Origin of the sequence: Shewanella sp. UCD-KL12 (assembly GCF_001957125.1) — a bacterium.
Classification (GTDB): Bacteria; Pseudomonadota; Gammaproteobacteria; order Enterobacterales; family Shewanellaceae; genus Shewanella.
Map to the genome: position 1 here is coordinate 59,031 of NZ_MPHJ01000018.1, position 23,840 is coordinate 82,870.

General features: G+C 44.1%; 19 protein-coding genes. 15 read left to right on the top strand and 4 right to left on the bottom strand.

The genetic code is table 11. The features are described from left to right. The first annotated feature begins 61 nt into the window (after positions 1-61). From BM736_RS21465 to BM736_RS21495, 7 genes are all read left to right on the top strand, one after another. A complete protein-coding gene (locus BM736_RS21465) occupies positions 62-622 on the top strand; it encodes a phosphatase PAP2 family protein (protein WP_076416029.1) in 561 nt (186 codons plus the stop codon). Between the two features lie 33 nt (positions 623-655). Next, positions 656-1,708, top strand: coding sequence for an MJ1255/VC2487 family glycosyltransferase (locus tag BM736_RS21470; RefSeq protein ID WP_076416032.1), 1,053 nt, complete (start codon positions 656-658; stop codon positions 1,706-1,708). Positions 1,709-2,172: 464 nt separating this feature from the next. Further along, entirely contained in the window at positions 2,173-2,763 is a 591-nt protein-coding gene (locus BM736_RS21475) for a DUF4145 domain-containing protein (RefSeq protein ID WP_076416034.1), read from the top strand. Positions 2,764-2,887: 124 nt separating this feature from the next. Beyond that, entirely contained in the window at positions 2,888-6,073 is a 3,186-nt protein-coding gene (locus BM736_RS21480) for an HD domain-containing phosphohydrolase (protein ID WP_076416037.1), read from the top strand. Between the two features lie 328 nt (positions 6,074-6,401). Beyond that, a complete protein-coding gene (locus tag BM736_RS21485; protein WP_076416039.1) occupies positions 6,402-7,586 on the top strand; it encodes a BamA/TamA family outer membrane protein in 1,185 nt (394 codons plus the stop codon). 35 nt (positions 7,587-7,621) lie between these two features. Continuing rightward, positions 7,622-8,485 (top strand): hypothetical protein, encoded by an 864-nt coding sequence (locus tag BM736_RS21490; RefSeq protein ID WP_306170170.1) that lies wholly within the window; start codon positions 7,622-7,624, stop codon positions 8,483-8,485. Between the two features lie 819 nt (positions 8,486-9,304). Beyond that, complete coding sequence (locus BM736_RS21495) at positions 9,305-10,864, top strand: ammonia-forming cytochrome c nitrite reductase subunit c552 (protein ID WP_076416041.1); 1,560 nt, start codon at positions 9,305-9,307, stop codon at positions 10,862-10,864. Positions 10,865-11,034: 170 nt separating this feature from the next. Here BM736_RS21495 and accC read toward each other — a convergent pair whose 3' ends face one another. The 4 genes from accC to arfB all read right to left on the bottom strand — a co-directional run bounded on the left by accC (position 11,035) and on the right by arfB (position 14,026). After that, the gene (gene accC / locus BM736_RS21500) at positions 11,035-12,396 is read right to left on the bottom strand and encodes an acetyl-CoA carboxylase biotin carboxylase subunit (protein WP_076416043.1); all 1,362 of its coding nucleotides are present in this window, start codon (positions 12,394-12,396) and stop codon (positions 11,035-11,037) included. A 56-nt stretch (positions 12,397-12,452) separates the two neighbouring features. After that, complete coding sequence (gene accB / locus BM736_RS21505; RefSeq protein ID WP_076416046.1) at positions 12,453-12,938, bottom strand: acetyl-CoA carboxylase biotin carboxyl carrier protein; 486 nt, start codon at positions 12,936-12,938, stop codon at positions 12,453-12,455. Between the two features lie 22 nt (positions 12,939-12,960). Then, positions 12,961-13,416, bottom strand: coding sequence for a type II 3-dehydroquinate dehydratase (gene aroQ, locus BM736_RS21510; RefSeq protein ID WP_076416049.1), 456 nt, complete (start codon positions 13,414-13,416; stop codon positions 12,961-12,963). Between the two features lie 193 nt (positions 13,417-13,609). Further along, positions 13,610-14,026: an alternative ribosome rescue aminoacyl-tRNA hydrolase ArfB gene (gene arfB, locus BM736_RS21515; RefSeq protein ID WP_076416051.1), complete on the bottom strand. Its 417-nt coding sequence runs from the start codon at positions 14,024-14,026 to the stop codon at positions 13,610-13,612. 285 nt (positions 14,027-14,311) lie between these two features. Here arfB and BM736_RS21520 point away from each other — a divergent pair, with 285 nt between their 5' ends. The 8 genes from BM736_RS21520 to mepA all read left to right on the top strand — a co-directional run bounded on the left by BM736_RS21520 (position 14,312) and on the right by mepA (position 23,831). Further along, the gene (locus tag BM736_RS21520; RefSeq protein WP_076416053.1) at positions 14,312-14,683 is read left to right on the top strand and encodes an STAS/SEC14 domain-containing protein; all 372 of its coding nucleotides are present in this window, start codon (positions 14,312-14,314) and stop codon (positions 14,681-14,683) included. 60 nt (positions 14,684-14,743) lie between these two features. Further along, a complete protein-coding gene (locus BM736_RS21525; protein ID WP_076416055.1) occupies positions 14,744-14,944 on the top strand; it encodes a DUF3012 domain-containing protein in 201 nt (66 codons plus the stop codon). A gap of 233 nt (positions 14,945-15,177) precedes the next feature. Further along, a complete protein-coding gene (locus BM736_RS21530; RefSeq protein ID WP_076416057.1) occupies positions 15,178-15,657 on the top strand; it encodes a hypothetical protein in 480 nt (159 codons plus the stop codon). A gap of 228 nt (positions 15,658-15,885) precedes the next feature. Beyond that, a complete protein-coding gene (locus tag BM736_RS21535; RefSeq protein WP_076416059.1) occupies positions 15,886-17,217 on the top strand; it encodes a TolC family protein in 1,332 nt (443 codons plus the stop codon). An 89-nt stretch (positions 17,218-17,306) separates the two neighbouring features. Further along, positions 17,307-18,590 carry an efflux RND transporter periplasmic adaptor subunit gene (locus BM736_RS21540; RefSeq protein ID WP_076416119.1) on the top strand — a complete coding sequence of 428 codons (1,284 nt, stop codon included), beginning with the start codon at positions 17,307-17,309 and terminating at the stop codon, positions 18,588-18,590. Positions 18,591-18,637: 47 nt separating this feature from the next. After that, on the top strand, positions 18,638-21,895 hold the full coding sequence (locus BM736_RS21545) for an efflux RND transporter permease subunit (RefSeq protein ID WP_076416061.1): 3,258 nt from the start codon (positions 18,638-18,640) through the stop codon (positions 21,893-21,895). A gap of 458 nt (positions 21,896-22,353) precedes the next feature. Next, on the top strand, positions 22,354-22,908 hold the full coding sequence (locus BM736_RS21550; protein ID WP_076416063.1) for a thioredoxin-like domain-containing protein: 555 nt from the start codon (positions 22,354-22,356) through the stop codon (positions 22,906-22,908). A 2-nt stretch (positions 22,909-22,910) separates the two neighbouring features. After that, entirely contained in the window at positions 22,911-23,831 is a 921-nt protein-coding gene (gene mepA, locus BM736_RS21555) for a penicillin-insensitive murein endopeptidase (RefSeq protein ID WP_076416065.1), read from the top strand. The last annotated feature ends 9 nt before the right edge of the window (positions 23,832-23,840 follow it).

Here is a 23,840-nt window from a genome sequence, read left to right on the forward strand (position 1 = left end):
TGGTTGTCATGACACTTTTTTAGGCTTCTCATTAGCATACCGGCTGATGAGGAGCCTTTTTATGTTTAGTCGCTTAGTAAGATTTGATCGACAGGTATTCTTGCAAGTTTTTGAGCGCTCCCAAGGGAGGGCCAGTCTGATTGTTGCTAGGCAAATATCAAGAAGTGGTGACGGTCCATTTTACCTGTTACTCGTGTTGACCTTACTAATATGCAGCGATAAAGGGTCAAGCTTATTTAGTTTGGTTTTATCTGCTTTTCTTATCGAGCTTCCCCTCTATTTATTGCTAAAAAATGTCATTAAACGCACTCGACCGTGCCATTTATACCTAATGGCTAATGACAAGGTTAACCCTACCGCCTCGGCAACATTAACTGTTCAAACACAATTTGAACCTTCTGATAAGTTTAGTCTCCCCTCGGGACATACTGCCGCCGCATTCCTAGTTGCAAGCTCAATTCACCTGGTATATCCAGATTATTCATATATCGCTTTTGTTTGGGGCGCAATGATTGGTCTTTCGCGTATCGCCTTAGGCGTTCACTACCCCTTGGACATTTTAGCTGGGATCATTTTGGGAGTTAGCTCAGTGACAGTTGTCGCCAATATTGTGGGCTATTAATCCGTTTTGCTTAACCGAATAGATGGAGTAAGTATGAGAATTCTTTATGGGATCCAAGGAACTGGCAACGGACATTTGAGTCGAGCGCGTGTTATGGCAAAGTCACTGCAGGAAGCAGAGGTTCATGTTGACTTCTTTTTTTCTGGCCGGTGTCAGAGTCAGTTTTTCGATATGCAGTGTTTTGGTGAATACCAGGTCGAAGCTGGCCTTACATTTGCTACACAACATGGGCGTGTGAGTCGAGCTAAAACGGCTTGGAAAAATTCAGTTCCATCTTTACTTAGCGATATCCATTCATTGGATCTTAGTGGTTACGATCTCGTGCTAAATGACTTTGAGCCTGTGTCAGCTTGGGCGGCAAAGTTGCAAGGTGTGCCTTCGATAGGAATAAGCCACCAAGCTGCGCTAAAACATGCTGTACCTAAGGCTGGTGAAAGCTGGTTTAATGATGCCTTATTAAACTATTTTGCACCTGTTGATATTTCACTTGGGTGTCATTGGCATCACTTTGGTTTTGATATTTTGCCACCTTTCGTAGAGGTTGAACCTGCTATTTCAAACAATGCTCATGAGATAGTGGTCTACCTTCCTTTTGAAGATGCCGATGCGATAGTTTCTTTGTTAGCGCCTTTCACTGACTATCGCTTTTACATTTACCATGGTGATAAACCTACACTTCAATGTCCTGAACATATTATTTGGTCAGGCTTCAATCGCGAAGGCTTTAAGTTGAGATTATCTAGCTGTGGTGGTGTTATTAGCAGTGCTGGTTTTGAACTCGCAAGTGAAGCACTAACATTAGGCAAGAAGCTATTAGTCAAACCGCTGCAAGGGCAGTTTGAACAGTTATCAAACGTTGCTGCCTTGGAGCTGTTAGGGGCTGCAGAAACGATGGCATCACTCGACAATGAAGCTTTACGTAGATGGCTAAAATCAGCGGCTCCTGAGCCCATCCATTATCCACAAGTGGGCGATGCATTAGTCAAGTGGTTGCTATCAGGTGAGTGGCACACAGGAGATAAGCTTTGTCGTCAGCTATGGAATGAGGTGGAACTGCCTCAAAGTTGGCAGAGAAAGAGCCCTTAAGGGGACTCTTCCCCTATTTTTAAATAAACAGGCTTCAAATGAAGCTTGATTACATTTTTGTTTTAGCTTTTAGCTGATTCGGTATTGGGAGTTGTGATCTGACCTATCATCACATTTCTGCCCGAAAACGAGTTACTACAAGTAAGCTCAAATCGAAGAGGTAGCGCTCTCGAAACCAAAGCCGGTGTAAACGCTGTTGCGACCTACGACAGCATGGATGCTGTCGTAGAGACTATAGGGACATACTTGCGGCGTGTCGCAGAAGTGTTTGCACATAAGCCCACGGCAGGTGATAGGTAACAATTCAATATTGGTATGCAAAATACTGCCAAGTACCAATAACCCCCAATGATGAAATAAAAATATTTAAGCAACTTGTTATTCGACAAGCACATCAACCTCTAGGTTTCGTTTGGCTAACTTGCTACTCTCCATCTTAAGTGAGTAAATCAAAGGAATGAAACATGAATTGGATGGAATTTGTTATACAGCTTTTTGATAAGTTGGCTTGGCCAGTGGCTCTCCTTATCTGTGTGTTTAGCCTTAAACGACCTATCTCAAAATTGATCCCCTTGGCTAAGAAGTTTAAGTTTAAAGAGTTAGAAGTCGAGTTCGGTCAAGAGTTGAAAGCGATCAGTCAAAAAGCAGAAGGCGCCTTTCCTGAGCTTAAATATGACAGTAAATCACTGCTGATAGCCTCGGCGAATAATTTGCCCAATTCAGCGGTACTCGAAGCATGGGAAGCGGTTGATACTGCTTCTGAAGCGCTGATTAAGGCTAAAAAGATTAATATAAAGCTAGATTTAAATACGCGTTATAAACATATCGAGAGCATCTTACTTAGAGAAAACCTGATAAACACTAAACAAGGAAAGCTATTTAGTGAACTCAGGCAACTTAGAAATCGCGTCGCCCACGCAGTAGGTTATGAGATAGGCAAGGTGGAAGCGGTTCAATATATTGAGCTCTGTTTTAAACTTGTTAGTCACCTTGAGACTTTAGCTTGTGAAGGGGAAAGCGAGTGCTTGGAAAAAGTTGAGAAAATTGCCAGTTAGTTAATCCGTTTAATTACCACTCAAAAGGTTGTCTCATTGTTGTTTTCTTGTTAAATCTGGTTGACTTGCAGCTTTGCTTTTATACACTGTATAGCTTCATGGATTGAGCTGTCAGGGACTAGCAATGGATATCGGAACGACAAGAAAAAGTAAGCGCTTCACTATCAGGTTTACTGTTGTAGGGATATTTATTTTAGCGACGGTGATAACCGCTGCCATCGCTATAGGTCTGCAATATTATTTTAGTAAGGCCATGGCGACCGACTCAGCCCTTAAATTTTATAATCAAGCGGCTCAAAACGCCTCCACTTATCTCTCTCAAATCGATGTTCAAGCAAACAATGTCACTAAACTGCTATCCAGCTTTGATAACTTAGTCGAAAACGATTCATTCAACCCTGAGTCTATTGATACTTTTGCCGAGGTGATGAAAAGCAATCCTCTGTTTTATGCCATCTATGTTGGCTTACCGAGTGGTGACTTTTATGAGCTTATTAATCTTGATGCTCATCCTATTATTCGCTCTCAGCTAGAAGCGTCTCATTTAGATCGCTGGGTGACTATTGAGATTAAAGGCGAGGGCAGTGAGCGAAGCCAGAACTATCAATATTTCGATGCGGCATTCAATCTTCGTGCAAGCCGTCAAAAGCCGACTGAGTATGATGCTCGCTTGCGCCCTTGGTTTACCGATGCTAATCGCGTCACTGTTAATAAAACTGAGCCTTATCTGTTTCAGCACCTTCAGGCTCCTGGGCAGACCTATTCGATTAAGCTTGCTAATTCTGATGCTGTACTAGCTGTCGATATTGCGCTGTCAACGCTCAGTGATTATCTAATAGCAAGGGGGGATCAATCTAAGCTTGAGACTTACCTGTATAAACCTACTGGTGAGCTAATTGCTTCAAACCGCCAGCCTCAGCTCAATACCTTGATGCCAGAAAGTCCAAAATTATCATTAACGACCAAGCAGCGTGATTTAATTGCTAATACACCTGAACTACTGGTGTCTAACGAGCTCGATTGGGCGCCGATTGATTTTACTATTTCCGGGGAGCCACAGGGATATAGTATTGACCTACTAAAAATGATTGGGCAGTCGACTGGGCTGAAGTTTAATTTTGTTAATGGCTTTACCTGGAACGAATTGATCGATAGTTACATGATGGAGGAGCTAGATATGCTTCACTCGATCATGTGGACTGATAAAAATGAAAGTTTAGGTGAGTTTAGCGAGCCCTTTTTAGATCTTCATTATGGCCTAGTGACTCGGCCTGAAATCGATACAATAACCGAACTCTCAGAGCTAAACGGCAAGCGTGTTGCGATTCCAAAAGGCTGGTCAATCATTCAATGGATCAAAAAAGACTTTCCTGAGATTCATGTTGTTGAATTGGCATCGACTCAGGCTATCTTGCAAGCCGTAGAGCGTGGTGAAGTATTTGCAGCAATTGATAACAGCGTGATTTTACATTACACAGCCCAGAGCTACTTTATTGATCAAATTAAATACCATGAGTCTATTAGCTTTGGTGGTACAAGTGTCCCTACAGGGCTACATATGGTGATGCAAGGGAAAAACATTCCTTTAATTACTATTATCAATCAGGCCATCAAAAATATTACCCAAGAGCAAAGAGATGCCTTAGCTGCGAAATGGTTTGCGCATGGAGAACTGCAGAGTTTTACTCCGCAAGGGACCGTTCCCTATGAGATATTGATAGATAAGGCTGCAGATCCTAAGCAACAAAATCAACTGATTAGCGCAAAGATAAACGGCATTGAGCAGTTTATCTTTGTTACTAGCTTTGGCGATGATACCGCTGCTCAAGATAAATTTGCTATCGTGGTACCCGCTTCAGTCTTGCTAGCATCGAGTAAAGAGAAGGTTAGCCAGTCCATATTTATCACCACATTATGCTTGTTATTAGTACTCCCTATCTCTTGGTTTTTTGCTTCACCAATCATCCGCCCTATAAAAGCCTTGGCTATCGAGAACGAAAAGATAAGGCAGCGCCGTTATGATGAGGTCACAAATGTAAGTAGCAGTATTGAGGAGATTGATGAGCTAGCGAGCTCAATGTCTAATATGTCCGAGTCGATTCAGCTCTATGAGCTTAACCAGAAAGAGTTGATGGAGTCATTTATTAAGCTAATTGCACAAGCGATTGATGATAAGTCCCCGTATACAGCTGGACACTGTAATAGAGTGCCTGAATTAGGCATGATGCTGGCTGAAGCGGCCGAAAAGTCACAACAAGCCCCCTTTAAAGCGTTTAAATTTGCTTCTGAAGATGAGCAACGTGAGTTCAGAATCGCAGCTTGGTTACATGACTGTGGCAAGATCACCACGCCTGAATATATTGTTGATAAAGGGACTAAACTCGAGGCTGTATATAACCGTATTCATGAAGTTCGTATGCGTTTCGAAGTACTATGGCGTGATGCTGAAATTGAATATTTAAAAGGTGTTATTACTACTGGAAAGAGTGACACCTTAGTTGTTGAACTCGAGAGAAAGCGAGCGCAACTGATGGAAGACTTTACCTTTATCGCCAATGCTAATGTAGGCGGCGAGTTTATGGACCAAGCCCATAAAGACAGGTTGGCACAGCTCGCGAGCATCACTTGGGAACGTCACTTTGACGACAGGCTAGGTTTGTCGCCCGTCGAGGAGCTTAACCTTAGTGAGGAAGTCGATGAGGTTAATTTCCCAGTCACCGAGCCTTTGTTAAGAGACAAACCTGAGCATATTATTAAGCGCATTAATAAAGTGGAGTTTGATCCTAAGTTTAATATCAAGATGGATATTCCAGAGCATCAATACAACTTAGGAGAGCTCTACAACCTGTCTATTTCACGAGGTACATTAACCGCTGAAGATAGGTTTAAGATTAATGAGCATGTGACCAGTACCATTAAGATGCTGGAAAATCTTCCATTCCCACCAGAGCTCGCGAAAGTGCCACGTTATGCGTCAACACACCATGAAACCCTAAAAGGCACAGGCTACCCACGTAAGCTATCAGCTGATGATCTGTCTATTCCTGAGCGTATTTTGGTTGTTGCTGATATTTTTGAAGCGCTTACCGCTGCTGACAGACCTTACAAAAAGGCAAAACCACTTAGCGTTGCGATTGATATTCTACATAAAATGGCCCTGGATGAGCACTTAGATATAGAGGTCTTTAAGTTATTCCTAACAAGCGGGATTTATCTAGAGTATGCCCATAAGTTCCTCGATGCTAAGCAGATCAACGAAGTTGACATTGCTAAGTACCTAGATGAAGAGCCAAAGCGAAAAAGTGCGTAATTGTTGGAGATTATACAGCTATGATTTTTATTTTGGCTGTTGATTTAGGTTGTCATTCCGGCGCTACTTTGGCCGGAATAAAATGTTCAAATTGGCTATTTCACATTTTTTTGCGTAAACCACCTTATCCTATCACCTGATATTTTCTATAACCGTTTCTGACTAAACTCCTTTGTTACGACGACGTGGTAAGGGAGGAGAGCAGATTGGTTAAACACAAATTAATGGTTCAAAATTGTCGTCGTGTTAGAATGCGGCCGGCAAGTCAAGTGACTGCCAGAAAGGTCTTAAGTACCTTCTTTATTCCCCATCATAGATAAGAGTCTTTATGAAACGGATTTTACTGTTAACCCTGTTTGCTTTTTCTGCTTTTTCTGCCTTTTCTAAGGGCGCGATGGCCGTAGAGCCCCTGTTTGATACTCCCAAAGATATGGAGCCGACATGGGTAGATGATATCTTGTCAGTCTTTGGTGCCGATGGCGAATTTGACGACAGTAAAGCTATCGATATGAGTTACCTACCGACAGCCTATTACACACCAGAGAAAAAATTTGGTGTAGGCCTATTGATGGTAGGTCTATATAAAACTGACGATGCTTCACCAGAAGAGCAGCCATCATCCTTAGTGTTGAACTCCTTTGTTTCGATGAATAACTCCTATGGCGTTGAAGTTGAAAATATGACGTTTTTCAACGAAGGCAAGCAAAGGTTACTGCTGGAGTTAGAGCTCAATAATGAAGCGGCAGTGTATTACGGCCAAGGGATAGAGCAAGGCAATCAAGACATTAATCATCACGAATATGAAGGGCAGTTATACAGCTTCAAACCTCGCTGGATGACAGAAGTCACTGATAATTACTTTATCGGTGTCGGTGCTGACTTTATCTATGCAAGTGCAGATAAATTAACGTTAGTAGACACTGACACCCCTGTAGACTCAAGCGACATATTGCCAAATAACTTCAGTTCAGGCGTCGTATTGACCAGTGTTTATGATTCACGAGACTACCGTTTAAACGCGACTGAAGGCTGGTTATTTCAGGTTGACGCCGGCTTGTATCAAAATAATGAATCCTCATCATTTTCAACCTATGATATTGAGTTAGCTAACTATATCGATCTAAGTTCTACTTCAGTGCTAAGCGCAGCCCCCGGACTGATTGCATGGCAAGTGCAAGGGCACTTTACCGATGGCGATGTGCCTTGGAATATGTTGCCAGATCTTGGTGGTTCTAGTGCCATGCGTGGTTTTATCAAAGGTCGTTATCGTGACGAGCAGATGATGATGGGGCAAGTAGAGTATCGCTTACCTATCTTTCAGCGTTACGGTATGGTTTTTTGGGGAGCTGTTGGCAGTGTAGCACCTAAGGTTAGTGATCTTACTGAAGAGCTATTAACTTCCTATGGAACAGGATTTCGTTTTAATATTAAAGACAATATTAACTTACGTTTTGATATAGGTGTGGGTGAGAATGAAACCAACTTCTACCTCAATGTAAATGAAGTCTTTTAATCAGTAATTTGATAAGAGTATTAAAGAGTAATTAGATGATGATACTAAGTGCCTTAAGTCGCTCAGTCCTTGCTGTATCTATGAAGCCCACTGTTCGATGCTGCCATAGAGGCTTGTCACTTTTTACTCGCTCAAGGGCATCTTATTGCCTAAAAACTAGCGTCATCATTCTATTATCATTACTCGCGCCATTGTTAAGCCATACTGCTTATGCAGCTGATAAGCAGTCAGCAGATAGAGAGCTTGAGGAGTGCGTGCGCGAATCAAACTACTCTATCTATCTGAGCGGTATCCACACAGGTTCAATGAGCAGAGTGGAAACTTGGCGTGATCAGCACGCTGTTGTCACATCATTAAGTAAAGCGAGTATCTTAGGTATTGGCACACAGTACCAACAGCGTACAGAGCTATCTTGGTCGAATAGCACTAATGAGTGGATAACCGAAAAGTTTGATCAAAAGGTCACTGGGTTTCGTGCTAGAGATATGCAGGTGACATTTGATAAAAATGGCCTTGAATCTCAAGTAAATATAGATGGGGAGCTAGATAGCTATAGCTCCAAAGATATCCCGCTGCGAGATGTGGATACTTTGTTGATTCAGATGCGTCAATATCTGCTTCAAGGCCGTAAGCAGTTTGCTTTAATCAGGCAAGCTTCTGATGAAACTGAGCCCTATCAACTCTATGTTAAGGATGCTCAGATAACCAATGTGCCGCCTTGGGGGGAGTTAAGCTTAGTGCCTGTCGAACAATCTGGCGCGGAGGATGTGACCTACTATTTTGCGCCATCACTGGATTACCAACTGATTAAAGCCCGCTACCACGGCATCATACTTCAAGGCCTAATTGAGCTTGATAGTTATAATTCAACTTGCGAAACCGCCTCACAAAACCCTTAAGCTTTTATCTGGCGGAGTGACAAACGCTGGCTGATTACGTAGTGATTTATTTCGATTGGCATGAGAAGGGCGCTATTTATCGGCTCACACTCGATTATTTATGCTTACTTAATACCTGTATGGCTAACCTTATGCTCATCTAATTTTTAATTTTTATCTATTCTTCTCTTTGTTGGTTCTTTTTATTTCTATTTTCAACTATAGAACTAATTTGTCTTAAATTATCCTATTAAATGTTAACGCCTTCAGTTTGGTTTAATTGTTTTTTAATATAAATTTAAGTTTGAGGTCTATTAGTTGTTTTTAATTAAATGATTCATTCGATTTACCTTAATTTATAAACTCGAATTATTGTGCGCTAGTTCAAAGTTTTAATTTCGCATTCAATACTAATTAACATTAGGGTTTATTAGTTGCTCATTTATTAGTCTTAAGTCGTAAGTAGATGGTTGTCTTCTTATCGTGTTGTTTAATATTAATATTTTTCATTTTAAAAGCTAAGTATTGCTGTCTCTTTATAATTTATTTATAGGTGGTTTATTACTTTTAAATATAAGTGACTTTCTCTAATTCCTATTTTTATACTTAATCCATACCTACAAGTGAGTACGTGAAACGATTGAAAATATGATTAATAACTAAGTTACTACCTCGGGTTAGATGCTTGTCACATTAACCACTCAATTTTATGAGTGGTTAATTTTGCTGTGATATTAATTCAATAACTTTTAAGCACAGTTTTTATAAGTGTATTTAAGTTTTAGTGATGACATTTAATATTTATTGGATATAAAAATAAATCCCATTGAGGAGTGATGTATGAAACTACAAAAGCTTGCGCTTGCTGTAATGATATCGGCAGTTTTTACTGGCAATACTATGGCTAATGATAGTAAAGCAGACCTATATAACAGCGATAACTGGCAAAAGGGCTTTCCAGAGCAGTATAAGACTTGGGCTGAAACAGAGCAGAGTAACCCTGAGTCTGGTAAGCCCGTTGATCTATTGGAAGCAAACCCGAATCTGGTTTCTGCTTGGGCAGGCTATGGATTTGCTAAGGACTACAATCGTGCCCGCGGCCATCACTTTGCATTAATTGACATGATTGGCACCCTTAGAACGGGTCACCCTGTTGTTGGGCATGATGGAAAAGTAGTAGGTGAAGCTATGCCTGCAAGCTGCTGGTCCTGCAAAACGCCAGACGTAGCTCGTATGTATGACAAAGTTGGCGAAGCAAACTTTTCAGATAATGCATGGTCGACTTGGGGTCATGAAATAAATAACGCCATTGGTTGTGCTGATTGTCATGAGTTGGGTAGTGATGAGCTAAGGTTGAGCCGCCCATACGCAGACCGTGCCATGAAGGCGGTTGGGCTTGATTTTTCTAAGCAAAATGCAGATATGCAAGCCAGTCAAACTTGTGCTCAGTGTCATGTTGAATACTACTTTGATGGCAAAGACAGCAAGAAGGTACGCTACCCATGGGATCATTGGGTTCCAGGTGTAAAAACCGATTATAAGAAAATCGTAAGTTATAAAGGAACAGATGGCTTGTATGAAGGTTTTGCCGCTGAAGCACAGCTAGCCTACTATGATCTAATTAGTTTTAAAGATTGGACTAATGCTATCTCTGGTGCGCCATCGTTAAAAGCGCAGCATCCTGAATTTGAAAACTTGATGGATCGTACATCTCACGAGATGGATGAGCATTTGGAGTTCAGCTGTACGACCTGTCATATGCCTGAAGCGACTAATGAAAATGGAGTTAAATACTCTAATCATAAAGTGACTTTTGAAGCTGAGAAGCTGCCTGAGACATGCTTAAGCTGTCATGAAGGTGCAGACTTCAAAGAGATATTCACTGAACGTAAGGCTGAAATTAATAAGCTCCGCTTTGAGCCTAATGGCACAGATCCTCGCTTAACCGAAGTGCACTTTAAAGCACAGGCAATTTGGGCTGCTAATGGCATTAAGGGTTTAGAGGCTGGTAAGAAGATCTCCCAGGCTAAAGCTAACTATGAAGCTGCTTTAAAAGCTGATAATGCATTATCAACTGAGATGAATAGTTTGTTAGTTAAAGTGAGAAATGCACAATGGTTCTGGGATAGCGCAACAGCCTCTCATGGCATACATGCACACAACCCAGCAGAAGCTGTGCGTTTGCTGACAAAGTCGAATACGATATTAGATGCGGCACTTGTTGAAGCTAATAGCTTACTCGCGAAATATGCTCCTAAGTATAAGTACGATGCAAGTAAATACGATACTAAAGCTAAGGTGCAGCCTTTAGCTGGTTTAGACCTTGAAGGCATGAGAAAGTCGAAAGATAATTTCATCGAAAAGCGCGTTAAAAAAGAGTGGCCAGCAGAGCTGAAATAGTAAGCTTCGACTCCACGTTATAAATAACATCTCCTCCGTGTTAGACCAATGTCAGCTGAGCTCCATCAGCTGACATTTTTTATGGTGTCGATCTTTTATTGGCATTGAGTTGCTAGTAATCATCTCTCTTAGCGTCTAATGCTAACCTTCACTTGCTGTTAATGAAGTCCTTACTTTAAAACCTTTTCTTCTAAGTAGTGTATAGACTGCCCGCCTTGTTGAAATCCTTCATCTTCTAATATCTGTTGTAGCAAAGGGATATTGGTCTTTATGCCCTCTATGAGAAGTTCATTGAGCGCTGTCTGCATACGGACCATAGCTTCATTTCGCGATGGCCCCCAAGTGATCAGCTTACCGATCATAGAGTCATAAAAGGGGGGAACTGTGTAGCCTTGATATAGGTGTGAATCCCAGCGTACACCCATGCCACCGGGAGCATGGAATCTAGTGACAGTACCAGGTGAGGGAATAAAGGTTTGTGGGTCTTCGGCGTTAATACGGCACTCTATGCTGTGACCGTTAAGTGAAATATCACCTTGCTCGATTGATAGCGGTTCGCCTGCTGCTATCTCCAACTGCGCCTTGATGAGATCTATGCCTGTGACCATCTCAGTAATAGGGTGCTCTACCTGAATACGCGTATTCATTTCGATAAAGTAAAATTGGCCAGCCTCGTAGAGAAACTCGAAGGTGCCAGCGCCGCGATAGCCTATCTCGATACAGGCATTGGCACAAAGCTGACCTATCTGTTGACGAACCTGTTGGCTTATTCCTATGGCGGGTGCTTCCTCAACCACTTTTTGATGCTTGCGCTGCATAGAGCAGTCACGCTCTCCTAGATGAATGGCACTGCCTTGACCATCAGAAAGGATTTGAATTTCGATATGGCGTGGTGTTTGTAGGTATTTCTCCATGTAAACGTCGCCATTCGCAAAAGCTGCTTTAGCTTCTGCCTGAGTGAGCTCAACAGCGGCTATCAGGTCATGTTCATTCTCGACGACTCGCATACCACGGCCGCCGCCACCTGCTGTCGCCTTAATAATGACAGGGTAACCAATCTTGTCAGCTAAGCGCTGATTGAGTTGCTCATCATTAGACAGTGTGCCATTTGAGCCCGGCACAGTAGGAACGCCTGCTTGCTTCATTGCGGATATGGCCGAGACTTTATCACCCATCAAACGAATGAGTTCAGCATCAGGGCCTATGAAGCCAAAACCGCAGGCTTCAACCTGCTCGGCAAAAGTGGCATTTTCTGAAAGGAAGCCATAACCAGGGTGAATAGCATCAGCATTTGTGGCGGTTGCCGCCGCGAGAATCGTGGCAAGATTGAGATAGCTGTCATTTGCATCTGACTTGCCAATGCATAAGCTGGTACTGGCTTGTTTGATATGTAGTAAATCTTTGTCTGCGCTCGAGTAAATAGCGATGGTCTCAATACCAAGTTGATGACAAGCACGTTGAATTCTGAGTGCTATCTCACCTCTATTGGCAATCAGTACACGTTTAATGGGGCGAGCAATGGGCATATTCATCAATCACTATTCCTGTTGCTAAACCTTAATTGTGCTCACTACTTTTTCGCTATTCGCTATTCGCTATCGCCAATTTCAATCAGCGCCTGATCAAAACCGACAGCGTCACCATTTTCAACCAAGATAGCTTTGATAATACCACTACGGTGCGCTTCTATTTGGTTCATCATCTTCATGGCTTCAATAATACAGACAGCTTGCCCTTGCTCCACTTTTTGACCCACTTGTATCAGTGGATCGGATTCTGGGGCTGGGGAAAGATAAAAAGTGCCGACCATAGGAGAGATAACGCAATTTTCATTGGGCTCGACGGGGTCTGTTGTCGCTATAGCTGGGTCAGTAACAGGTGTTACGGCATTAACTTTAGGACTATTAACTTTAGAGCTATCATTGCTGACAGTATAGAGGTGCTGCTGGGTATGTTGCTGAGTCGGACTCTTAAGGCTGATCCGTACAGACTCTTCACCCTCTTTGACCTCTAGCTCCTCTATACCTGATTCTTTAACGAGTTCTATCAACTTTTTTATTTTACGAATATCCATTTCAACCCCTCAACGTTTTCGCTTAGTGTTCAGCCGTTTTTGCATGTAGTCGCGTGATAGCGGACTGTAGAGCAAAGTGATACCCCTCAAAGCCTAAACCACAGATCACGCCAATGGCTTTATCTGAAAAGTAGGAGTGATGGCGGAATGGCTCACGAGTATGCACATTGGACAGGTGAACTTCGATAAAGGGAATGGAGACACCCAAAATCGCATCACGTATCGCTACGCTGGTATGGGTGAAGGCTGCAGGATTGATGATGATAAAATCAGCATCGCTGTTATGAATAGCATCGATAAGCTCATGCTCAGCATTCGATTGAATATGATCGAGCAATACTCCTGCAGCATTAGATTCCTCTGTAAGATCTCTAACAATTTGATCTAAGGTCTTTACCCCATAATGTCCAGGCTCTCGGCGTCCCAGAAGGTTAAGGTTGGGGCCGTTAATGAGTAAGACCTTTGCTTTGCTGCTCATGTCAAAATCCTTAAGAATACAGATGACTTGTGGTTTATACCGATTGGTATAAACCACAGATAAGATGATTCATCTGATTTCAACAGAAGTTGCTGAAGATGTCGACATTTGGCTGCATTTTCGACGAAATTGATGGGAAGAAGGTTCTAGAACCTAGGATCTAGTGCCTAGGAACTTTAAATCTTAAGCATTATTAATAATCCGACTTACTTCGTCTCAGCGCTTTGGTGGCACCTTTCTGCTTTTTTGCATCTACGCGTCGGCGCTGGCTGCCTTTAGTCGGCTTAGTGGCTACACGCTTTTTTTGTACAATGGCAACGCTGGCAACCAGTTCGATAAACTGTTCCAGTGCCGTTTGACGGTTAAAGTCCTGACTGCGACTCTGCTGACATTTAATAATAATCTTACCGCTCTTAGTGATGCGATGATCAGCGCGTTTTAGCAGGGCTTGTTTGTAAAAATCAGGCAGGGATGAGGCATTAATATCGAAAATAATCTGCGCCGCAGTAGATACTTTATTGACGTGTTGACCGCCAGCACCGCTAGCGCGTATGAACTGCCATTCTAATTCATGATCTTTTAGTGACACACTATTTGAGATTTTTATCATGGCTAAATAAGTCGTTATCTGATGCAGCTATATTAACATTTTATTGAGTTACTGTACTGTTAGCGATTTTATCACTAATGGCAGAGCAACTTTGGGAAGCAAAGATTGGGAGCTAGGCGTAATTAAACAAGATAATTTCGCTTTGATATAGTCAGCTTTGGGAAATCTGGTATGCTTCGGCTATTCAGCTTGTATCGAGATAGTTGATATTGGCAAATCTGATATGCATGATTGCTGTGAAGGCGAGTCATTGCATGACAGTTCATACTTGTTCGGAGTTTCTCTATGCTATGCAAAATCCCTGATATTGCCGATGGGGTGATAAGCCTTTTCGCAAGTGGGCGTTTGTCGACATCGGATTATCAGCAAAAATTAAAGCCACTTATCGATGACTACCGAGAACAGTCAGGTAAGGTGTGTTTGTATATTGAAGCAGATGTATTGCTAGAAGGTTGGGACTCTCAATCCTTGTCGGGTAGTGGTGAAGTTCAACTGCCTAAATTTGATGGTTTGGTGTTAGTCGGTGGCCCCGATTGGTTTGGCAATGCTGTTAAGTTGCTAGGTCCATTTATGCAGGCTGAAGTCGCCTGGTACCCGCTTGAAGAGAAACAGCTAGCAATAGATTGGATCGCAGCACGAAAAAGTCACCAAGTTTAAATCTATATCCAGGCCAGTAAATGAGTTGCTGGTTGCACCTGAATTTTAAAGGAAAATAAGATGTCAGTATCAAATATTTTTAGCCGTCCATTAGTTAAGTTGAGTGCTATTTCGTTAGCGGCTATGTTTACCCTTGGCTTGAGTGGCTGCGCACCAGAAGTGGGAAGTGACAAGTGGTGTAAGCAGATGGAAGAGAAAGATAAAGGCGACTGGAGCACTAACGAAGCGACTGATTATGCTAAGCATTGTGTATTTAAATAGCTTCATGGTTAGTTGTTTTAGTGTGGACCAAGCAGCATAAAATAAAAGAGTTTATGTGACACTGACAATACTTTACAAAAACACTTAGGTATTTTGTATTGTCAGTGCTGAACTTTTGATTACAATATCAGTCAGATTGTAAGAACCCAGTAATTAGTTTTCTGAATCTTGATTAAATAAGGCTTTCTTTGCAACATTATTTTCGTCAATTCACTCACAAGATCGCTATAGCAATGATCGCTGTTGTGCTTCTGCAATTTGCAGGTGGCAACATGGGCGAGCATCAGCTGCATCTTGGTAGTCATGACGAAGAGCCTGCAAATCATCCCCATGTTCAGTTTACAGCTCAGGTTACTACGGTTGAATTAGAGCAATGTACAGCATGTACCGATGCAAGCTATATTGATCAAGACACGAGTTGTGATGACGTATATGCCGATGGCCAGTTTGCTTCAAATGGCTACTTTGCTGCTAGTTTTGATGATGCCTTTTCAGCATCGGCTAATGTTGAACCCCACACTCATAAAGTGAGTAAGACCGAGACCAAGCTTTTTGATCTCTGCTTAGATTGTCAGTGTCATGGTGGTCACGCTACTGTAATGTCAGCCTTGTCTACTGAGCCTACAGTGCCAACAAGCGATGAACTTATCGCTATGGTTAGTCCTTACTTACCTCCTGAAGCGTTACCTGATTACCGCCCTCCAATCGTATAACTCCTATACTTGCTGACATCGCTTTAAGGTGAACCGTCTATCGCAAGTAGAAAATCATGACTAACGTTAAGTGGATCCTTAGGGTATTAGCCCAATGATCTTCGATATGATTTAACCCTAAAACACTCTGTTATAGCTGAATTTCATCGCGAATACCTATATTTAGGTCGCGTTCAAATTGCTGCGCAGCGATTGCTGCAAGAGCATGTTTGGGGATTAGGATATACGATGAAAAAGACAATAATAGCCAGTCTGTTATTAGCCAGCTTCACGGGCAGTTTTGTGCCTGTCTATGCTGAAAATTCAAACCAGTTAGAGACTAATTCTGCTGTTAACAGCAGTGAATCTTGGCTTACAGCAGGTAATCAAGTGGGTTTTAAAACTTGGTTACCGAGCCTGATGCAAACATTTAATCGTTTACCAGAGGTCGCCGCGCAAGAGGCAAAACGCACCCAAGCCCAGCTTAGTATTAAGGCCGCCGATCAAGCTATCTATAACCCAGAGTTAGGTGTCGATTATCAAAATGCAGACACAGATACTTATACACTTGGGATCAGCCAGACCATTGATTGGGGGGATAAGCGTGGGGCTGCAACTCGTATTGCTCAGCTTCAAGCGGAGATCTTGCTTTCTGATATCACACTCGAGCGTAGCCAGTTGTTGGCAGCGACCATTCAAGCACTTGTGGAGCAATCTCAGAGCCGTAAAGCCTTAGAGTTTCAACAGCAGCAACTCGATTCAGCTAAGCGCTCTCTCTATATCGCTAAACAGCAGTTACAGGTTGGGGACCTCTCATCGGTTGCACTGCAGTTAGTCCAGCTTGATGTGGCAAGTCGAGCCGCAGACTATGCGATTGCAGAACAAGCATCCATAGCTGCAGATGCAAACGTGCTTATGCTACTCGGTGATAGCAAGCAGGCTTTCACTAGCTTTATCAGTGCACTCGCACTGCCTACCTCTTCAACACAAGTAGACCCAGAACTGCCAGCGCTTAAAAGCGCTTATCAGCAAGTGATGCTCACTAAGCTTAATGCACAGCAGGTAAAAGCGGATACCTCAGTGGATCCGACTATCAGCCTAAGTGCTGAGCGTGAAGGTGAAGAAAACAAGTTAGGAATAGGCGTGTCTATTCCTCTGCAAATTCGTAACAACTATAGCGATACCTTAGCGGTTGCCAGCCAAGAGATAGCGATTGCAGAGCAAACCTATTTAGCACAAGAGCGGGTATTACGGCAGCAGCAGAAGAAGTTTGAGTTGAGTTTGCCAAGGCTCACTAAACGTTATCAAGATTGGCGCGAACTCGTGCTCAACTCAGGTCATGAAGCAGCATCGGGGCTTACTCAACAATGGCGCGCTGGAGATATTGAAACCAGCGTTTATCTGCAGAGCCAGCGTCAACTTTCTACTAGTTATCTTGCTGGACTGTCATTAGAGACTGCTCTTTATACAAGTTGGCTTGAGTGGATGGGCGTGAGTGGCCAGTTGGAAGCCTACCTACAGGCGCAATTACCTGCCTCAGCAGTGGCAGATGCCCGCCAGAGCGCTTCGGCCAAGTACTAACTTTAGATGGGATGCTTGTTATGAAAACACGTGTATTGAATAGACAAAGTATAAGCACTGAAAACAGATTAAATAGCATGAGCAAAGATATGAAAAATCAGCCACAAACACAGATCAAGTCGACTCCATTTCATCTAAATGCTATCGCAAGAGCCATGAGTTTTGCATTTTTAATGACGCTGACGACAGCAGTTGTCGCTCCGACAACTGCGTTTGCTGGTGAAGGACATGATCATGGCAGCGAAACGGTTAAAACGGAAAAAGTTGTGGCTGCACATTCTGAGGAGGATGGTCACGAACATGAGGCTGAGCCCGCAACTGAAGATGATGGCCATGGTCACGGCGCCGAAGGTGAAGAGGAGAGTGGGGAGGACCACGCACTTAAGTTAACCGATGAGCAGAAAGCCCTCGCAGGGATAGAGGTCACACAACTGTCTGAAGAGTCTTTCAGCTTGGAAGCTGTAGCAACGGCCACCTTGGTTGTCGACAGAGATAGAACCATGGCACTTGCCCCTCAACTCGATGTGCGCGTGTTAGAACGCCATGTGGTGCCGGGTCAGGAGGTGAGTAAAGGTGATGCCTTATTGACTTTAGGTGGTGTTGCCGTAGCTCAAGCGCAAGCTGATTATATCAACGCCGCTGCAGAGTGGAGCCGGGTTAACCGTATGGGGAAAAGTGCTGTTAGCGCTAGTCGCCGTTTGCAAGCACAGGTCGATGCAGAGCTTAAGCGCGCTATTTTAGAGGCGATGAAGATGACGCCTGAGCAGATCACTCAACTGGAATCCAATCCAAGTACTATCGGTAGTTATCAACTGCTGGCACCGATAAATGGGCGTGTACAGCAAGATCTGGCGCTATTAGGACAAGTGATAGCCGCAGGTACTGCCCTTATGCAACTCACCGATGAGTCTCACCTTTGGGTTGAAGCTCAGGTGACTCCTGCGCAATCTGAAAATATCAGTATTGGTAGCAAAGCTTTGGTACGTGTTGGTGATAGAACCTTAGAAGCTAAGATCATTGGCCGCTCTCACGAGCTTAACAGTGTGACTCGTACCGAGCAGATCTTAGTGAGTCTGGAAAATCCTGGTCATGTGATCCATGCGGGCCAGTTTGCCGAGCTGTATCTGCCAAATTCTGTGCAAGGTGGTGTGATATTGCCTGATGCGGCGCTGACTCGTGGTGGCGATGGTGACTGGCAGGTATTTGTTGAAGATGAAGATGGCTTCGAAGCGGTAGAGGTCGAGGTGGTAGAGCGTCAGCGTGGCATGAACTTAGTTCGTTGCCTAGCACCTGGCAGCAATGTGGTGGTGTCCGGGGCATTTTTCTTAGCCTCAGAGCAAGCGAAGTCTGGCTTTGATATCCATAACCACTAATTAGCAATTAGCTATAACCACATTGTAAAAATTTAAGGAGCTCTCTTATGTTACAGAGACTTATAGAGGTTGCCGTGCGCAACCGACTAATGGTGGTGCTGGCACTTATCGCCATTGTGATAGCCAGTGTTGCTATGTTACCCAAATTGAATCTGGATGCCTTTCCAGATGTGACCAACGTGCAGGTTACGGTAAATACTGAGGCCGAAGGTTTAGCGGCTGAAGAAGTTGAGAAGCTAATCAGTTATCCGGTCGAGTCGGCCATGTACGCCTTGCCTGCAGTTACTGAGGTGCGCTCACTATCGCGTACGGGGTTATCATTGGTGACAGTGGTATTTGCTGAAGGTACCGATATCTATTTCGCTCGCCAGCAGGTATTTGAGCAGTTACAAGCCGCCAGAGAGATGATCCCTGATGGTATCGGTGTGCCTGAAATCGGGCCAAATACTTCAGGTTTAGGGCAAATATATCAGTATATTTTACGCGCCGAACCTGAGTCAGGTATTGGTGCAAGCGAGCTACGTAGTCTCAATGACTATCTGGTTAAACTCATCATGATGCCTGTTGGTGGTGTCACTGAGGTGCTCTCATTTGGTGGTGATGTCCGTCAGTATCAAGTACAGATAGATCCCAATAAATTGCTTAGCTATGGCTTGAGCATGGAGCAGGTCACTACTGCGCTAGAGAGCAATAACCGCAATGCGGGTGGCTGGTTTATGGATCAAGGCCAAGAGCAACTGGTTGTTCGTGGCTATGGTCTGTTGCCTGCAGGGGATGCTGGACTCAGTGCGATCAAACAGATCCCACTGACTGAAATTGCAGGCACCCCTGTACGTGTGGGTGATATTGCTAATGTCGATTATGGCAGTGAAATCCGTGTAGGCGCTGTGACTATGACGCGCCGTGATGAGGCTGGCAAGCCACAACAACTGGGTGAAGTGGTTGCGGGAGTTATCCTTAAACGTATGGGCGCTAATACTAAGGCGACCATTGATGATATCAACGCCCGTACCGCTTTAGTTGAACAGGCTTTGCCAGATGGCGTGACCTTTGAAGTTTTCTACGATCAGGCTGACTTAGTCAATCAAGCGGTGACCACAGTGCGTGATGCGCTCTTGATGGCCTTTGTGTTTATTGTGGTGATCTTAGCGCTGTTCCTGGTGAACATACGTGCGACCCTTTTAGTGCTGCTGTCTATTCCTGTCTCGATAGGTTTAGCGCTGATGGTGATGTCATATTTCGGCATGTCGGCTAACTTGATGTCTTTAGGTGGACTGGCGGTAGCAATCGGTATGCTGGTGGATGGCTCCGTGGTGATGGTGGAGAATATCTTCAAGCATCTGACTCAGCCAGATAGACAACATCTCAGTGATGCTAGAAGCCGAGCCGATGGTGAGGCCGATCCACATCATGCTGGTGAAGATGGTGCAGCGACGCTCGCTCACAGTGGCAGTGAGGGGGGCAGTGAAGGCGGCATAGGAATGCGCGTTATGCTGGCAGCTAAAGAGGTGTGTAGCCCAATCTTCTTTGCGACAGCGATTATCATCGTCGTATTTGCACCTTTGTTTGCGCTTGAAGGTGTGGAGGGCAAGTTATTTCAGCCTATGGCGGTCAGTATCATCTTAGCCATGTTGTCTGCCTTAGTGGTGGCACTGGTTGCAGTACCTGCGTTAGCGGTATTCCTGTTTAAACGTGGTATCACCCTAAGAGAAAGTGCGGTACTTAAGCCTATCGAGGCTGTCTATCGCAAGCTGTTATCTGCGACTATGGCTCGACCTAAGATGGTCGTCATTACGGCTGTGATACTCTTTGCGCTAAGTATGGCGCTCTTACCACGCCTAGGTACTGAATTTGTCCCTGAGCTTGAAGAGGGCACCATTAACTTACGTGTGACGTTAGCGCCAACCGCAAGTCTTGGTACCTCAATTGATGTGGCCCCTAAGCTTGAAAAAATGCTGCTCGAATTTCCTGAGGTTGATTACGCTCTGAGCCGTATCGGTGCGCCAGAGCTCGGCGGCGACCCAGAGCCTGTGAGTAATATCGAGATCTATATCGGTCTTAAGCCAATTGATGAGTGGGAGCATGCGGAAACTCGCATTGAGTTACAGCGTAAAATGGAGGAGAAGCTTAGCGTATACCCAGGTTTGCTGTTTACCTTCTCTCAGCCAATCGCAACCCGAGTCGATGAGCTGTTATCTGGTGTTAAAGCTCAGCTGGCGATTAAGATCTTTGGCCCTGACTTAGATGTGCTTTCTGCAAGTGGTGAGCGCTTAACTGAGTTAGTGTCGAATATCCCTGGTGCGGTTGATGTATCGCTGGAGCAGGTGAGCGGTGAGGCTCAGTTAGTTGTGAGACCTAAGCGCGATCTACTTGCGCGTTACGGCATCAGTGTCGATGAGGTGATGAGCCTAGTTAGCCAAGGTATCGGTGGCGTGAGTGCAGGCCAAGTGATCGACGGCAACGCAAGATACGATATTAATGTACGTCTGGCTGAGGAGTATCGTAGCTCTCCCGATGCACTGAGAGATCTTATTCTCAGCGGTGTTAGCGGCGCGACAGTGCGCCTAGGTGAGGTGGCCAGTGTTGAAGTTGAGATGGCGCCACCTAACATTCGCCGCGATGATGTGCAGCGACGTGTTGTAGTGCAGGCTAACGTTTCGGGTCGTGATATGGGCTCGGTCGTTAATGATATCTATGCCATTATTCCTGAGGCTGAGCTGCCAGCGGGATATACAGTGGTTGTTGGCGGTCAGTATGAAAACCAGCAACGTGCTCAGCAAAAGTTGATGTTAGTTGTGCCTATCTCGATTGGTCTAATTGCCTTGCTATTGTTCTTCTCGTTTGGCTCGCTTAAGCAAGTTGGGCTGATCATGGCTAACGTGCCATTGGCCTTAATTGGTGGCGTAGTGGCGCTGTTTATTAGTGGCACTTATCTGTCGGTACCTAGCTCAATCGGCTTTATCACCTTGTTTGGTGTCGCAGTACTTAACGGTGTTGTACTGGTGGACTCGATTAACCAGAGACGACAAACAGCACTGAAAGAGAAGCTAGGCTCCAATGCCGGAGAGAGCCTATATACCAGTGTTTATGAAGGTACGGTAGGGCGTTTGCGTCCGGTATTGATGACGGCATTAACATCGGCCCTTGGTTTGATCCCTATCTTACTGTCATCGGGTGTCGGTAGCGAGATCCAGCAGCCGTTAGCTGTAGTGATTATCGGCGGTTTGTTTAGCTCAACGGCTTTGACCTTGCTAGTACTGCCAACGCTTTACCGTTGGATGTACAGAAGGGAAGAGAGAGGCTAGCGATAAGTTTTAAGCGTTAAGCTGTAAGCAAAAACCAGTTGGCGAAGTGTATTCACAGCCGTCCAAATGGACAATATTAAACTTACAGCTTATGACTTATCACTTAACACTTTTCTGTGAGCTGGAAGCTTGTCAAAAGGTGCGTAGCGTTAGTCTGCCGTCGCACCTTTTATTCGCTACATTCACTTACTGACCTCTGGTGAGCAGAGGTCAACGTAAATAAACGAGTGTGCTGATTAGATGTCTAACCTGATCAGTTTCTTTATACGTTTTCGGTGAGTCGATTTAGTACGCGCAGCAGGATGCTGCGCTTTTTTGTTGCTATAAGAGTCTAACAATAACGACATATTGAAAACTCAGTGCATGCTGGGTATGTTGGTTGTCAGTGATGATTCCTTTGTTCAAAGTAGAAGTACATTCAGTCCCAGTGAAAAAACATAATTAATATGGAGATTATTATGTCTAAATGGATTTTATTGGTTTCAGCATTACTCTTTTCTGCGACATTGAATGCAGATGATGAGCTAGATCCCTACGAGCTTAAAATCTTACAAGCTCAACAAGCACTCGGTGAGCCGATAGAAAGAGTCGTTGTTATTAATTTAGATGGAGGCCATCAATCCTTTGATGAACTTGATAGCGAAGAGGTTGTTATCTACTTTTTTGCTTCTTGGTGCTCGCCCTGTTTCTCCTCGCTTAAAAATATAGAATCTCTCAAGGAAAGTTTTCAGTTTAATACCCGCTTCTTAGCCGTTGCACTCGATGACGATATCGATGCAGTAAAAGCTATGCTAGATAGAGCAAACTTCTCCGGTGAGGCATGGTTAGCAATTGACGGTGGGGAATTGCTACAGAACCGCTCATTTGCAAATGGATATACATCACTTCCTTATGCAATAAGGTTAGATAAGCATACTCGCATTGTTGAAAACAGCTTCGAGGTGAGCTCTGTGAAGCAGTGGAAAGAGATATTAGTTGATGGCTCTACATTCCAAGATATGAGTAAGTTTTGAGAATGAAACGAGGAAGCTATCATCATGGCGGGAGGGTTTTTCTCCTTGTCGCGCCCTTGATACTGACATCTACTTTGAGCTTAGCCAACGTGTGGAGCGAATTTAAAACGCCTTACTCAGTGCAGAGCCAAAATCTTGATGCAGGCTCGGCAGCAAGCATAGATAGCTTAGCCATCGGCTCCTATGCCAATGGCTGTTTAGCCGGTGCTGAGGCTTTGCCATTAGCGGGGCTTGGCTATCAAGTGATCCGTACATCGAGAGGTCGATATTTTGGCCACCCTCAGCTTATCAATTTTGTTGAGAACTTTTCTCAGCAGCTACATCAGTCGGGTAGTGACGATCTGTTAATTGCTGATATCTCCATGCCACGAGGTGGCAACTTTGTCTCTGGTCACTCAAGTCATCAAATTGGTTTGGATGTCGATATCTGGTTCAGGCAAGCAAGTGAGCAGCAAAGCCTTGAACAAAGAGAGACGCCAGATGAGTTGAGTCTGGTAGATAGCGGCCGTTTTGGGGTTAATGGCAATTGGCAAGCTGTGCATGGTGATATGATACGCATAGCCGCTGAAAATCCGCAGGTTGCTAGGGTATTTGTTAATCCAGCGATAAAGCAAAAGCTCTGTGAGCAAACTAAAGGCGCTAGTGTTTCATCACATGATTGGCTTGGGAAGGTGCGTCCTTGGTGGGGGCATAAGATCCATATGCATGTACGTCTGGCTTGCCCGCAAGGTGATGGGTTATGCCAGAATCAAAAGCCGCCCAAAAGCGGCACTGGTTGTGAAGAATTAGGCTGGTGGAAACAGCAGGTACTAGATCCGGTAAAACCTGATAAAAGCGAGCTGGCAAAGGGCAAGCAACAAGCTAAGCCCAAACCCAAACGGGTGAAAATAAAGCCTGAGCAGTGTCAATCTCTTCTCAATTAGCTCAGGCTA

Excerpts from the sequence above, each read along its gene's own strand:
- BM736_RS21465 (WP_076416029.1), top strand. The coding sequence starts at position 62 with ATGTTTAGTCGCTTAGTAAGATTTGATCGACAGGTATTCTTGCAAGTT.
- BM736_RS21470 (WP_076416032.1), top strand. The coding sequence starts at position 656 with ATGAGAATTCTTTATGGGATCCAAGGAACTGGCAACGGACATTTGAGT.
- BM736_RS21475 (WP_076416034.1), top strand. The coding sequence starts at position 2,173 with ATGAATTGGATGGAATTTGTTATACAGCTTTTTGATAAGTTGGCTTGG.
- BM736_RS21480 (WP_076416037.1), top strand. The coding sequence starts at position 2,888 with ATGGATATCGGAACGACAAGAAAAAGTAAGCGCTTCACTATCAGGTTT.
- BM736_RS21485 (WP_076416039.1), top strand. The coding sequence starts at position 6,402 with ATGAAACGGATTTTACTGTTAACCCTGTTTGCTTTTTCTGCTTTTTCT.
- BM736_RS21490 (WP_306170170.1), top strand. The coding sequence starts at position 7,622 with ATGATGATACTAAGTGCCTTAAGTCGCTCAGTCCTTGCTGTATCTATG.
- BM736_RS21495 (WP_076416041.1), top strand. The coding sequence starts at position 9,305 with ATGAAACTACAAAAGCTTGCGCTTGCTGTAATGATATCGGCAGTTTTT.
- accC (WP_076416043.1), bottom strand. The coding sequence starts at position 12,396 with ATGAATATGCCCATTGCTCGCCCCATTAAACGTGTACTGATTGCCAAT.
- accB (WP_076416046.1), bottom strand. The coding sequence starts at position 12,938 with ATGGATATTCGTAAAATAAAAAAGTTGATAGAACTCGTTAAAGAATCA.
- aroQ (WP_076416049.1), bottom strand. The coding sequence starts at position 13,416 with ATGAGCAGCAAAGCAAAGGTCTTACTCATTAACGGCCCCAACCTTAAC.
- arfB (WP_076416051.1), bottom strand. The coding sequence starts at position 14,026 with ATGATAAAAATCTCAAATAGTGTGTCACTAAAAGATCATGAATTAGAA.
- BM736_RS21520 (WP_076416053.1), top strand. The coding sequence starts at position 14,312 with ATGCTATGCAAAATCCCTGATATTGCCGATGGGGTGATAAGCCTTTTC.
- BM736_RS21525 (WP_076416055.1), top strand. The coding sequence starts at position 14,744 with ATGTCAGTATCAAATATTTTTAGCCGTCCATTAGTTAAGTTGAGTGCT.
- BM736_RS21530 (WP_076416057.1), top strand. The coding sequence starts at position 15,178 with ATGATCGCTGTTGTGCTTCTGCAATTTGCAGGTGGCAACATGGGCGAG.
- BM736_RS21535 (WP_076416059.1), top strand. The coding sequence starts at position 15,886 with ATGAAAAAGACAATAATAGCCAGTCTGTTATTAGCCAGCTTCACGGGC.
- BM736_RS21540 (WP_076416119.1), top strand. The coding sequence starts at position 17,307 with ATGAAAAATCAGCCACAAACACAGATCAAGTCGACTCCATTTCATCTA.
- BM736_RS21545 (WP_076416061.1), top strand. The coding sequence starts at position 18,638 with ATGTTACAGAGACTTATAGAGGTTGCCGTGCGCAACCGACTAATGGTG.
- BM736_RS21550 (WP_076416063.1), top strand. The coding sequence starts at position 22,354 with ATGTCTAAATGGATTTTATTGGTTTCAGCATTACTCTTTTCTGCGACA.
- mepA (WP_076416065.1), top strand. The coding sequence starts at position 22,911 with ATGAAACGAGGAAGCTATCATCATGGCGGGAGGGTTTTTCTCCTTGTC.